The organism is Rhodococcus sp. RD6.2, from assembly GCF_001040705.1.
In the GTDB taxonomy this organism is placed as follows: domain Bacteria; phylum Actinomycetota; class Actinomycetes; order Mycobacteriales; family Mycobacteriaceae; genus Rhodococcus_G.
Genome location: NZ_CVQP01000009.1, coordinates 17,085 through 30,183 on the forward strand (window position 1 = coordinate 17,085; position 13,099 = coordinate 30,183).

Genomic DNA, 13,099 nt, shown 5'->3' on the forward strand with positions numbered 1-13,099 from the left:
GCGCGGGGAATGCCATGCGGGGAAACGACCGCGAATCCGATCCGTGGATCGTCACGGCAGCGCTCGTCCTCGTCGTCCTCGGCCTGCTGAACCTGGTCTCCATCGGGCTCACCTCGTTCGCCGTCAGGCAACTGGGCTTCGCGGTCGTCGGGGTCGGCGCGATGTGGGTGGTCTCCCGGATGCGGGTGGACAAGCTGAGCCGGCTCGGTTGGTGGATGCTCGGGGCGTCCGTCGTGATGCTGGCGGCCGTGCCGTTCGTGGGGGTCTCGGTCAAGGGCGCGCAGCGCTGGCTCGACTTCGGCCTGTTCACCGTTCAGCCGTCGGAGATCGCGAAACTCGCGTTGGTCCTGGTGGCGGCGACGGTGCTCGCCCGCGGCTACTCGACGCTCCGGCTGCTGGCGACGCTCGCGATCGCCGCGACGGTGGTCGCGTTGGTGGCGATGCAACCCGACCTGTCGACGGCCGTGGTGATGGCGGCGACCGCCGCGTTGATGCTCGTGCTCGCCAGGGTCCCACTGCTTCCCCTGGTTCCACTGTTCACGCTCGGGGTCGCCGCCATGCCCCTCGCCGTCCTGTTCCTACGCCCGTACCAGCTCGAACGGATCCACGTGTTCCTGTCGAGCGAGGCCGACCCGAGCGGTCCGGGTTGGGCATCACTGCAGGCGGACATCGCGGTCGGCAGCGGTGGGCTGTGGGGTCTGGCACGCGACCCCATGTACGCCCTGCGCGCGCAATACCTCCCGGAGTCGGAACACGACCTCGCGTTCGCGAGCGTCGTGTACGGGTGGGGACTGATCGCCGGGCTCGCGGTCGTGGCGGCGTCCCTCGTGATCGCGTGGCGGTCGGCGCTCGCCGCCCGGCGCGCCCGGACGAGGCAGGGCGCACTCGTCGCAGCCGGTGTCGGTGTCCTGTTCGGGATGCACGCGATCCTGTCGGTCGGGGCGAGCCTGTCCGTGTTGCCACACACCGGAATGCCGATCCCGCTGTTCAGCTACGGCGGCACGGTCGCCATCGTCGGGTTCGTCGCGATCGGGCTGGTGCTCGCGGTACGGCGGGACGGCGTCGCGCGACCGTTGTGGGCGCCGCCGTCCAAGCGCCGTGGGCGCCCGCGAGGAATGACGGTCGGGTCGCTCGCGGTCACCGCCGCGCTCGTCGCGATGTCGGTGTTCGCATGGCAGTTGCAGACCGAACGCGGTCCGGAGTTGCGCGCGCTCGGCGACCAGCAGATGCAACGGTGCATCCGGCTGCCGGCCGAGCGGGGACTCATTCTCGACCGGACCGGGGTGCCGCTCGCGACGAACGTGCCCGAGTACACGGTGTCGGTCGTCGCCCGACTGTTCGACGAGTCGAACCTCGGTGCGCGGGGGCAACTCGCGGCGCTGCTCGGGCTCCCACCCGCGGAGGTGGACGCCCCCCTCGACGAGCTGCGTGAGGGGGAGGTGCAGGCCGTCCTCGGCAGGGCCACTCCCGATCAGGCGCGGGCCGTCATCGACGCACACATACCGGGCGTGCTGGTGGCGCCGTCCGGAAAGCGGCACTACCCGTTCGGTACGACGCTCGCATCGATCCTCGGCTACGTCGGTGTCGGCGACCCCGAGGACATGGAGCGTTGGAACCATCTGGCGCTCGGGTCGCGAGTCGGCAAGGCGGGCCTCGAGAAGCAGTACGACGCGCTGCTGCGCGGCAGCGACGGCAAACAGTGCATGTACGTCGACCCGTCCGGGCGTCCGGTCGCCGCGGGTGAGCGGGTCGACCCCATCCGCGGGCACGACCTGCGGCTGCACCTCGACATGGGATTGCAGAACCTGGCGACGGACGGGTTGACGCAGGCGGTGCGCAGCAGTGGCGGTGACCTGGGTGCCGTGGTCGTGATGAATGCGCGCACCGGCGCGGTGCTGGCGCTGGCCAGCGTGCCCGGTTTCGACAACAACGTCTACGGTCCGCCCGTCGACCTCGTCGCCCTCGCGTCGCAGACCGGGGGACCCGGGCCCGGCCGGATGCTCAACCACGCATTTCAGACGGCGGCGCCGCCCGGCTCGACCTTCAAGATCGTCACCGCGTCGGTCGACATGGTTCACCCCGTGCTGTCACCCGACCAGGTCATCGCGACCGGCGCGTCGTACACGTACGGCGGCCACACCTTCAACAACTGGCAACCGATGGGCCCGCACAACATGCTGCAGGCCATCCAGACGTCCGACAACGTCTACTTCTACAAGCTGGCAGAACTTCTCGGGCCCGAGCGGATCGCCGAGGTCGCCGACCAGCTCGGTGTGGGTCGGGCATCCGGAATCGACCTGCCCGGCGAGGCCACCGGGTTCCTCGGCACCCCCACGTCGGTCGGCGAGATCGGGTCCACCTGGTATCCGGGGTCCACCCTGCTCATGGGCATCGGGCAGGGCACCGTGACCGCCACGCCGATACAGGTGGCGAGGTGGACGGTCGGCGTCGGCACCGGCGCGATGGTGACACCGCAACTGGCCGCGGGCTACGACGCCGGAACCATCGTCCCCGTCGACACGGAGCAGCCGCGACGGCTTCCGTTCGCGGACCTGCTCGGTCCGGTCCGGGCCGGGATGCGGGCCTCGGCGACGGTGGGTACGGGTGGCCAGCTCGCCGATCTGCCGGTGACCGCCGGCACCAAGACCGGCACGGCAGAGGATCCGTCGGCGCCGGGCAAGGGGCTCGACGCGTGGTTCTCCGCGGTGGCGCCCTTCGAGAATCCCGAGATCGTCGTGACTGCCATGGTGCGGGGCGGCGGGTTCGGCTCGGCGACATCGGGTCCCGTGGTGAAGGCGATCCTCGCGCGGTACTTCGGAGCCCCGGCACCGGCGGCACCCGCAGCAACCGCGGCACCGCCGGGATGAGGGGGGCGCGGCACCGCCGCGGTGACTGGGAGAGGCCGACAGGTCAGTTGTTGCTGTAGGCGGCAACAACTTCGGGGTGGGCGAGGCACGCCGTCGCACCTTCGGCCACACACGTGAGTGGACGTTCCGCGGTCTTCACCGGCAGCCCGAACGCATCCTCGAGCAGTTGCGACAGCCCACGGAGCATCGAGCCACCGCCGATCGCGAGGACCCCCTCGGACATCACGTCGCCGATGGCCTGCGGCGGAAGGTCTTCCAGGCAGGACGTCAGGGTCTGCACGATGCTCGCCGTGGTCGGTCGTAGCGCCTCGACGATCTCGTCGACGTCGAGGGAGAGCAGGCGGGCCCGGCCGGTGACGGCGTCGAGGCCCTCCACCACGACGGACTGACCCTTCTCGGTGTCCGGCGTGCCCATCTTCGCGCGTTCGGCGGTGAGGTCGCCGACGATGATCTGGTGTTCCTCGCGCAGGTAGTGGTGCAGCGCGGTGGTGAGTTCGTCACCGGCGATCCGGCAGCTTCGGTGCGAGATCACGCCACCGAAGCAGACGGCGGTGACCTCGGAGGTGCCGCCGCCGATGTTCACGACGAGATGCGCACGGGGTTCCATCGGATTGATACCGCACCCGACGGCGCCCGCGACGGGTTCGGGTATCAATCCGACCTTCCGCAGGCCGGCTTCGTGGCCGACTTCGAGCAGTGCGCGGCGTTCGAGCGGTGTCGCGCCTTCCGGTACCGAGATGACTGCTGTGGGTCGACGGCCGAAGTGTCCGTACGGCGAGGCCTGTTTGATGACGGCAGAGACGAACGCCTTCGCGGATTCCAGGTCCACGATGACACCGGCCCGCATCGGGCGCACCTGTGTGATGCCTATGGGCGTGCGTCCGACGAGACTGCGCGCCTCCTGGCCGATTGCAAGCGCACGATGTGGTTCCTTGGTGCGAACCAGCATGAAAGACGGTTCGTTCAGAACGATTCCGTCCTCGGGGGTCCCGACGACCGTGTTCGCTGTTCCGAGATCGATACCGAGTCCGCTCACGTCGGCCTCCCAGTGGGAATCGAAACGAGATTGGGTCAAATGCTACGCACGCGGAGGCGATCGCGCGCGGTTTCGTCGCCGATGCAGCGGTGCGGTTCGGGAGTCTTGACACTGCGACGGTTCCGGCGATTGACTGAGCACCACGTGCCGACCCGCCCACCTGTTCGGGAGGTTGACGTATGCGCGGAACTGGTGTGGCCCGCCCGGCGACTCGGCGCGGGGCCTCCTCGATCATGGCTGTGGTCGGAGCGTGCCTTCTGGTCCTGGCGCCGGGCCCGATGGCGGGGGGCGAACCTCTGCCGGAGACCGGATTCGCGGTCCCGTTCTCCGGGGCGCCCGGCTACGAGCAGCTGGCGCCGACCCAGGTGTCCGATCCGGAGCAACTCAATCAGCCGCTCGGTGAGCAGAAGGCGGACGAGATCGCAGCCCGGATCGGGCTCGCCAGGGACGATGCGCTGACCGACCAGCAGTATCGCGAACTCGTCAAGGGCGGGGGAGTCGGCGGAGATCGCGATGCCGCGGAGGTGATCGACGCGTGCGTCCGGATCCTCACCAACACGAACGGCCGCCCCCTCCTGTCCGACGTCGACGGCCGCCCGACGCCGACCGTCCTGGCCAGCTACGGGTTGTACGTGAACACCGACGGACTGCTGCAGAGTCCGGCCAACGCGGACGCGCCGACGAGGCAGGTGAATTCGCTGATCGCGCCCGGAGGATTCGTGGGCACCTGGCTCAGGGACAACGGTGCGACCCACTCCCTGATCGCACTGTACCGATCGGCCTACACGGTGCAGGCCGTGTACGGGTATGCTGCGCAGCAGATTTCGGGTGCTGCGCAACTGGTTACCAACACCGAGGGCGGGGTGAGCGCGACGGTCGGCATGTCGATGGCCCCGCCGCTGTGGACCGTGAACTTCGCCCTGCTGTATGTGTTGAAGCCGTCCCTCGCCGCCGCGATGCCCGCGTACTGGGCGCCCATTCCTCCGGCGGTCGCCGACGCCGTCAGGGCGACTCCCACCGGTCAGGTTCCCTACAGCGACCATCGGTCCTCCTTCGAGTGATCCCGTCCCTCCTCGGTGACGCCTCCACGCCTCGGGGGAGGATGAGGCATGCCGTTCACACTGCCCGCAGGCGCCGACGTCGAGGTGGAGACCGAGGTGAAGCACTCGCGGTTCATCGCGGTGTTGCGTCGTGTCGACGGGCCGGTGGCGGCGCAGGGTTTTCTGGACGAGCAGCGACGGCGATATCCCGATGCGCGGCACCACTGTTGGGCGTACGTGACGGGTAACGAGCCGTCGGAGCGGGCCGAACGCTCTGGTGACGACGGGGAACCGGGAGGAACGGCCGGGGTGCCGATGCTGCAGGTGCTCCGTGCCCGAGACCTGGTCGACGTGGCGGTGGTGGTGACGCGGTACTTCGGCGGCGTCAAACTCGGCGCGGGCGGTCTCGTGCGCGCATATTCCGGGGCGGTGGCCGCGGTGGTCGATGCGGCGCGACTGGTCGGCCGGGAACGTCTCGACCTGCTGGCACTCGAGGTCGGTCACGACACCGCCGGCCGGGTGGAGGCCGAACTCCGCGGTCGCGGAGTCGCCATCGTCGACACCGTCTACGGTTCGGTCGTCACCCTCACCCTGGCCACTCGGGACCCCGCGCGCGTCGCCGATGTGGTGGCCGAAGTCACCTCCGGTGCAGCCGATCTCGTGCCCGCGGGCACGCGGTGGGTGGATGTGTGAGCATCCGCGCGCGGGTGAGTCAGGCCTGCGACATGGCTCGTGCCGTTGCGGTCAGTTCCGCTATGTACGTGCGCCGTTCGTCCGGGCTGACTGCGGAGCGGAGGGGTCCGATCTGCAGTTCCCATCGCGGCGTTCCTCCGGCGTCGAACACCGCGGCGGTCATGTAGCTGATCGGCAGAGGCAGCTCCGATTCGAGTGCCTCCACCGTGTACGGGTAGCCGCTGGTGTCGTCGATGAGCGCCCGCACCTGGTCGCGTAGCCGCTGACTGGCCGCATTCGAGGAGAGGTGCGTGACCACCTGGGCCAGCACGTCGATGCGGTCGATGTCGGCTGCATCGGCGCCCCAGACCGCGACCCCGGTCGACGCGGTCTGCGTCAGGAGGTGGGCGAGCTGGTCGCGGCGATCGGGGGGTGCGGTGTCGAGCCATCGCTGTTGCACGGCGGGGCCGGAGGATGCGACGACGGAGATGCCGCCAGGCGCCTCCAGTGGCAGGCGGACCCCCACTTCGATGCCACGTGGAATGTGTCCGAGCCTGTCGGTCATCGCGACGAACACCATCTGGGTGCCGTCGATCAGGCTGAGGGCAGCCCCGCAGCGAACCCGAGAAGCGAGGCCTTCAAGGTGGCCCATCGCGTTGTCCGGCAGGCTGAGCGCCTCGCGCGCCCGCGCGGCGATCGTCGCCAGTGCCGGGCCGAGTTGGTAGCGCAGGTCCGGCAGGCGCAGCACCCAGCCTCGCTGCTCGAGGGTGGCGAGGATGGAGCCGGTGGTGGATCTGCTCAGGTCGAGGGCGTCGGCGAGGTCCGCGGACGTCGCGGGGGTGTTGCGTGCGGCGAGCATTCCGATGATCGACACGACCCGGTCGGTTGGGGGAGATGGCACGGAGCCACTCTTGCCAACTGTCATCAGATGCTCCTACTCTCGCGGTAGTTCAAATACTTGTATCACACGATACGAATATTCGCATCATCGATTGGGGAGTTTCATGACCGTGGCCACCGATCTCGGGGACGTCGACATCGAGGGAGTCGACTTCGCGTTCGAGGATCGCCCCGACATTCACGAGGTGCTCGAGGGGCTGCGTGAGCTCAAGTCGCACGCCATCGTGCCCTTCGCGGGGGTGAAGGCGGTGCTGCTGCTCACCAACGACCTCGTCGCCGCCGCCTTCAAGGACGAGGAGGTCTTCCCCGCCTCGGCCATCTACCCGATGACCACCGGGCCCGTCCTCGGAAAGACCCTGCAGTGCATGGCAGGCGACGAGCATCGCAAGAACCGGGCGCTGGTGTCGCCGTCGTTCCAGCGCAAGCGGGTCGCCGAGTTCATCGAACCGCTCCTCGAACCGCTCGCGCACGAGCTCATCGACCGGTTCGCCGATCGGGGTTCGGTGGATCTCGTGGCGGAGTTCACGACCCGGTACCCGGTGCTCCTGATCAGCCGGCTGATGGGCCTTCCGGAGCAGGACGAGGCGACTATTCACAGGTGGGCGCACGACCTGTTCTACTTCCCGTTCGACCCCGAGGCCGCGATGCGCGCATCGCAGGACTTCACCGACTTCGCCACGCCTATCATCGCCGACCGTCGCAGCAATCCCGGCGACGATCTGATCTCGGTCCTGGTCACCGAGAATCAGGAGGGTGAGACCCTCGCCGACGACGAGGTGCTCTCGTTCCTGCGACTGCTGTTCCCCGCGGGCGCGGACACCACGATGCTCGCGCTGGGCAACACCCTGTCCGCGTTGCTCACCCATCCCGATCAGATGGAACTGCTGCGGTCCGACCTCGCCGAGCACGCGATCTGGGCGGTGTGGGAGGGGCTGCGCTGGGAGCCACCGGTGGGACTGCTGCCACGGGCGTGCCCGGAGGCGGTCAGCTGGAACGGGATCGACATCCCGGCGCTGACGCCGATGGTCTTCTCCATCAATGCCGCGAACCGGGACCCCGACGTGTACCCGGATCCGCACGACTTCGACATCACCCGGCGCAAGCAGGCGATGCTCTCGTTCGGCCGGGGCCCGCACAGCTGCGCCGGAAACTGGCTGGCCATCGCCGAACTCGAGACGGCACTGACGGCACTCCTCCGACGACTGCCCGGGCTGCGTCTGCGCGCCGGCGCCGAGGCGGACGCGAGGGTGACCAGCCAGGTCGGTGTGGCGCTACGCGGCCCGAACGCGCTGGCCGTCGAGTGGGACGTCTGACTTCTGTTGCAGCACAAACTGTTCGACGCCGACGGTCGGCGCCCCCTGAACGGGACCTGATACTGGTCCGAAATCCCACCGTATCCCTACGACGAGACGAGACTTCGTGAAGAACACCAGGACCACCCGGGCCACGTCGGCGCGATGTCGTCGTACCTCCGGTGACGACGGAGCCGCACAGAACAGGTCTACACGTGCCGGTGTTGCCGCGACCGCGGTCGCGCTGTCCGTCGTGCTAGGCAGCGGTAGCGCCGCCGCGGCTGAGCCGTGGGGCCCACTCGCGCCACCGAATCCGTACCTGGGCCCGGCCGGGACGTCGACCATGCACGGCGACGCCGGTTCCTCGGACGTCACACCCCTCGCCGGTCCCGGTACGGGGAAGGTCACGGTCGGGGCGACGAGTCTCGTCTCCGCCTGCCCGACACTGCTGCAGGGGTCCGATTCCTTCGTCGTTGCGCTGTGCACCACCATGATCGGGCGCAATCCGACCGTGCACCTGATCGACACCGACGGCTCCGGTTCGTCGGGATCGGCGAGCGGGCTCGGATCGTCGGACCTCGGCTCCGTCGCTGCCGGGTCCACGGGCGGCAACTCGGCGGGCGCCTCGCTCGCGGAACTCGAACTGCCCAAGGGCAGCCTCCTCGGTGGCGTGTACGCCTACCTCGACAACAACGACAGGCTCGTCGCCGTCGACGGGGAGCGCAGGCTCGTCCGGGTCGGGCACCACAACAGTGGCGGACGGTGGTCCCTGTCCGTCGACGAGTCCGTCGACCTGTCCGGTGTGATCGCCGCCGACGACAGTGTCACCGGTCTGGCTCCCGACTGGGCCGGGAACGTGTGGTTCGCGACGGGCGCGGGCCGGGTCGGGTACGTCGACGCCGCCGGGGTTGCGCGTACGGTCGATCTGCCCGCGGGCGAGCGCGTCGAGAACAGCATCTCCACGTCGCCCACCGGGACCTCGGTGGCGACCACGCACGCCCTGTACGAGCTGTCCGCCGCACCGGGTCAGGCGCCTCAGGTGCAGTGGCGGGCCGCGTACGACCGCGGAAGTGCCCGAAAGCCAGGACAACTCAGCTGGGGAACCGGGTCGACTCCCACCTACTTCGGGCCCGTGACCGGGCACGAGTACGTGACGATCGTGGACAGCGCCGACACCACGGTGTCGCTGCTGGTGTACCGGGTGTCGGACGGTCAGCAGGTGTGCCACACCCCGGTGCTGGCGAACGGTGGACCGGGCAGCGAGAACTCGCCGATCGCGATCGGATCGACGGTGATCGTCGCCGGAACGTACGGCTACCCGTACCCCGCCGTCCCGGAGAGCGCCGGACCGTCCGTGCCCGCCTCGGCGCCGTTCGCAGGCGGGATGACGCGTGTCGAGGTCGGCTCCGGCGGATGCACCGTGCTCTGGGACACCGACGTGAAGAGCTCTGCGGTTCCGCACCTGTCGACCGCCGACGACACCATCTACACGGTGCTCCGGAAGGGTACGGGCGGTGCTACGGACGGGTTCGCCTACGCCGCGATCAACCCGGCCACCGGTGCGGTCATGGCGACCGCGGACATGCCGGGCAGCACCCTCAACGACACCATCCAGATGTCCGGCCTCATCACCTCCGAAGGTGACCTGATTCAGGGAACGCTCAACGGCATCGTGCGCGTATCGCGCGGCTAGCCGCCGTGGACCACCGGTGGCTCGGTCGATTCCGTCCGCGGATTCCGACCGGGCCACCGCGTGTTTCGCCCTCGGGTCGAGGACGCGCCGACCGCTGTCGGATGATCGGGCGTCCTCGGCGTCACGGCAGCATCCACGCTGCCGCGCCGGTGGTCTGCAGCCAGATCAGAGCAGACATCACCGCCAGGCCGCCCAGGCTCCACGGCAGCAGCCTGCGCAGCAGTGCGCCCTCCCGGCCCGCAAGGCCCCCGACGGCCGCGACCAGCGCGAGGTTCTGAGGAGACAGCACCGTTCCCAGTGCGCCACCGGACATGTTCGCGGCAGCCAGCACTCGTGGGTCCAATCCGGCCTGACCGGCGGCCGCAACCTGAAGGGCCCCGAACAGTGCGTTGGAGGAGGTGTTGGACCCGGTCGCCGCGACGCCGAGCCACCCCAGGGCGGGGGACAGCAACGCGAACGCGCCGCCTGCCGTGGCCATCCACTGTCCGATCGTCATCGTCTGCCCGGACAGGCTCATCACGTACGCAAGGGCGAGCACCGACATCACCGTGACGATCGGCCACTTCAGACGGTTCAGTGCCGCGACGTAACTGCGGAACGCGTCTGCCGGCCGCAGCCGCAGGATCGGGATGCACAGCAGGCCTGCGACCAGGACCAGTGTCCCCGGGGCGGCGAGGGTGTGGAAGGTGAAGGCGACCGCAGTGGGTTCGAGCCCGGCGGCTGTCACGACGTCGAGTCCGGGCCAGTCGAACACCCGCGTTGTCCGGGCGAGAAGCGCCTTCACCGGTCCGAGTTGGCTGGCCGCGAACACCGCCACGATCAGCACGTACGGCGCGTACGCCTGCGCGGTTCGGGCGCGGTTCGGCTCGTCGGCGTGCCCGGGTCGGTCGGACTCCGCGGCACCCGCGCGGGTCCCGGCGCCGGGTGTCCAGACCCGCAGGAGGGCGACCAGCGCGAGCGCGCTCACCGTTGCGGCGACCGTGTCGACCAGCCCGACCGCGATGTAGTTCGAGCACACGAACTGGGCTGCCGCGAAGGAAATTCCAGCGACCACCGCGGCGGGCCAGGTCTCCCGCAGGCCGCGTCGACCGTCGATCAGGACCACCAGCACGAGTGGCACGACGACGGCCACAACCGGAACCTGCCGTCCGACGACGGCTCCGATCTCGTCGACGGGCAGTCCCGTCACCCGCGACATGGTCAGGGTCGGCGTTCCCAGCACCCCGAACGGTGTCGCGACGGTGTTGGCGACGAGCGCGACCATCGCCGCCTTCATCGGACGAAAACCGAGTGCCACCAACATGACCGACGAGATCACGATCGGGGTGCCGAACCCTGCCACCGACTCGAGCAGGGCGCCGAAGCAGAACGCGACGATGATCGCCTGGATACGGCGGTCTGCGGAAATGCCGGCGAACGAGCGCCGCAGCGCGTCGAAGTGGCCGCTCTCGACGGTCATGTTGTAGATCCACACCGCGTTGACGACGGTCCACATGATCGACAGCAACGCGAAGCTCGCGCCCTCGGCGCCCGCGCTCAGTGCCTGGCCCGCGGGCATCCGGTAGACCCCGATCGCGATCACCAGGGCGACGGCCAGCGACACCAGCGCCGCCCAGTGCGCCTTGATTCTCAGCACCGCAAGCATCACGAACATGGAGACGAGCGGCAGTGCGGCGACGACTGCCGACAGTCCGAGTTCGCCCGCCACGGGCGCCGGTACCTGCACGAATGCCACTGGGCTCCACCTCGGTCGTCGACGAACGGTCTCCCTCGCCGGTGAACCTACCAGGAACTATATCGTGCACGAATTAATCGCACGGTAACTATCTTCGTGGTGGGGTGCGGTGGTTCCCGGCATCGTCAGGGCGTGACGAGGCACACGGGACCGAGGGGAGTGGCGGGATTGACGGTGACCGTCCGGACGGGGCCGCCGGCGGAAGTCTGATACGCCATCAGCGAATGCTCACCCGGCGCCGTCGGCGTCCACAGCGCGACCTTGTGCCCGAGGATCACCGGCGTGCTGAAGTACGGGTCGACCTTCCAGGCCTGTTCCTCGGGAGACATGATCGCCTCGTTGGTGTAGTCGACGATGTCGGTGCGAGGCTCGACCAACAGGCCGACGTGCACGCCGCCGCCCGCGACGTCGATCAGACGAGGCGGCTATCTCGAGACGGCCACGTGATCGAGCCACGACACCATGAGGCTGCCGCCTGCGCTGGACACCTGGATCTGGCGAGGGTCGGTGTCGCCCGGCCACGGCACCGACCACACGATCTCTCCATCGCTCGCCCGGATCGCATGGGTGCCGGTGTAGTCGCCGAACGCGAAGTGCTCGCCGTCGGTGGCTCCGCCGCGCACCCAGTACGCGTCCTCCCACGGCGTCTGCCACAGCTGCCTGCCCGAGCGTAGGTCGAGACCGGTGATGGTCTTCGAGTCCGGTGAGGTGACCAGGGCGGTGCTTCCGACCACTGCCACCAGAGCGCTGCTCCTGCCGGATGATTCGTCCTTCACGAGTGCCGGGCTGCGCCAGAGTTCGTCACCGGACGCGGGATCGTAGGCGCCGTCGCCGAGAAACATCGGCGGCGGCGAGGACGGCTTGCTGGGGAAGGTTGGTGAGCGGTACGAGGGGATGGGGATCGAGCGGATGGTCGAACCGTCCGCGGCGAGGAGGTCCTGAGTTCCGACCGTTCCCGACCGCGAGCCGCGGCTGACGAGGAACAGGCCGTCCCCAACCGGTTGAAGCGAGTCGCCCTCGAAGGTGAACCGCGTGGCCCCGGAGTCGAGATCGAAGACGGTGTACACGTACTGCGGATCGCCCGGGCCGCGCACCACGGCGATGACGGCGTTGCTGTCCGGCACCGTATGGACGGGCGCGCCGCCGTCGAGGGTGCCGAAGGTGCGTCGGAAGTTCGCGGTGAGATCGGTGACGGTTCCGCTGGTGAGAACCGGCGCCTGGGTCCCGCCGTCCGTTCCGGAACCCGACACGTACACGGTGCTTCCGCTGATCTGCGCGCCGTTGATGTCGAAGTCGGTGCCGAGTTCGGCCAGGAGCGTCCCGGATGTGGTGTCGACGAACGCTATCCGACGCCTCTCCCAGCACGCGAGGACCGCGGCCTCGACCTCGGGACTGCACTGAGTCACCCTTCCGATCCGTGTCTTCCATGCCGGCGACCCATCGGTGGGACGAATCCCGACGAGGGTCACGTCACCGACGGGACGACCGGACTGCCCCGCGACTTCGGGAAGGGGGTGTGCCACGGCAGCGATCATGAGGTCGCCGGCGTCGAGAATCCCGCCGTAGCCGTAGTAGGACTCGAGCTGGTACGGCATCGGCAGGAGGACGTCACCGGGATTGTCGGTGAGGCGTCCGACGTCGAGGGTCCACGCCTGCGCCGGCGCAGTCTCGAGCGAGGTGGTCACCACGTGGCGGTCGGCCTCGGCGGATGGTTCGCCGCCGGTCGGGGACTCGTCCTGGCGAAGGACGGTCACGAGCACCCCGAGCGCCGCGACCACCACCATGATCGAACCGAGTATGACGAGCTTCCGGTGATCCCCCACCCCCGTGTGCATAGGCACACGTTAACGGTCCGCCGGCGAGG

The 13,099-nt window shown here is 69.1% G+C and carries 10 protein-coding genes; 5 read left to right on the forward strand and 5 right to left on the reverse strand.

The window, feature by feature from the left end; genetic code table 11:
- Positions 1-14: 14 nt before the first annotated feature.
- On the forward strand, positions 15-2,867 hold the full coding sequence (locus RHCRD62_RS18910; RefSeq protein WP_050066312.1) for an FtsW/RodA/SpoVE family cell cycle protein: 2,853 nt from the start codon (positions 15-17) through the stop codon (positions 2,865-2,867).
- A 43-nt stretch (positions 2,868-2,910) separates the two neighbouring features.
- Here the strand turns inward: RHCRD62_RS18910 and RHCRD62_RS18915 are convergent, their stop codons facing one another.
- Positions 2,911-3,903 carry a rod shape-determining protein gene (locus RHCRD62_RS18915; protein WP_050066313.1) on the reverse strand — a complete coding sequence of 331 codons (993 nt, stop codon included), beginning with the start codon at positions 3,901-3,903 and terminating at the stop codon, positions 2,911-2,913.
- Between the two features lie 179 nt (positions 3,904-4,082).
- Here RHCRD62_RS18915 and RHCRD62_RS18920 point away from each other — a divergent pair, with 179 nt between their 5' ends.
- Both RHCRD62_RS18920 and RHCRD62_RS18925 read left to right on the forward strand, forming a co-directional pair.
- A complete protein-coding gene (locus RHCRD62_RS18920) occupies positions 4,083-4,964 on the forward strand; it encodes a hypothetical protein (protein ID WP_050066314.1) in 882 nt (293 codons plus the stop codon).
- Between the two features lie 48 nt (positions 4,965-5,012).
- A complete protein-coding gene (locus RHCRD62_RS18925; RefSeq protein ID WP_050066315.1) occupies positions 5,013-5,636 on the forward strand; it encodes an IMPACT family protein in 624 nt (207 codons plus the stop codon).
- Between the two features lie 19 nt (positions 5,637-5,655).
- On the opposite strand, the gene RHCRD62_RS18930 is transcribed toward RHCRD62_RS18925, so the two are convergent.
- The gene (locus RHCRD62_RS18930) at positions 5,656-6,516 is read right to left on the reverse strand and encodes a helix-turn-helix domain-containing protein (RefSeq protein WP_172671101.1); all 861 of its coding nucleotides are present in this window, start codon (positions 6,514-6,516) and stop codon (positions 5,656-5,658) included.
- 103 nt (positions 6,517-6,619) lie between these two features.
- On the opposite strand from RHCRD62_RS18930, the gene RHCRD62_RS18935 reads away from it, so the two are divergent.
- Entirely contained in the window at positions 6,620-7,828 is a 1,209-nt protein-coding gene (locus tag RHCRD62_RS18935; protein WP_050066317.1) for a cytochrome P450, read from the forward strand.
- 232 nt (positions 7,829-8,060) lie between these two features.
- Positions 8,061-9,500 carry a hypothetical protein gene (locus RHCRD62_RS18940; RefSeq protein WP_253277413.1) on the forward strand — a complete coding sequence of 480 codons (1,440 nt, stop codon included), beginning with the start codon at positions 8,061-8,063 and terminating at the stop codon, positions 9,498-9,500.
- 121 nt (positions 9,501-9,621) lie between these two features.
- Here the strand turns inward: RHCRD62_RS18940 and RHCRD62_RS18945 are convergent, their stop codons facing one another.
- The 3 genes from RHCRD62_RS18945 to RHCRD62_RS18955 all read right to left on the reverse strand — a co-directional run bounded on the left by RHCRD62_RS18945 (position 9,622) and on the right by RHCRD62_RS18955 (position 13,070).
- Entirely contained in the window at positions 9,622-11,235 is a 1,614-nt protein-coding gene (locus RHCRD62_RS18945; protein ID WP_050066318.1) for an L-lactate permease, read from the reverse strand.
- A gap of 125 nt (positions 11,236-11,360) precedes the next feature.
- Complete coding sequence (locus tag RHCRD62_RS18950; RefSeq protein ID WP_157050986.1) at positions 11,361-11,627, reverse strand: hypothetical protein; 267 nt, start codon at positions 11,625-11,627, stop codon at positions 11,361-11,363.
- 33 nt (positions 11,628-11,660) lie between these two features.
- On the reverse strand, positions 11,661-13,070 hold the full coding sequence (locus tag RHCRD62_RS18955) for an outer membrane protein assembly factor BamB family protein (RefSeq protein WP_050066319.1): 1,410 nt from the start codon (positions 13,068-13,070) through the stop codon (positions 11,661-11,663).
- Positions 13,071-13,099 lie beyond the last annotated feature (29 nt).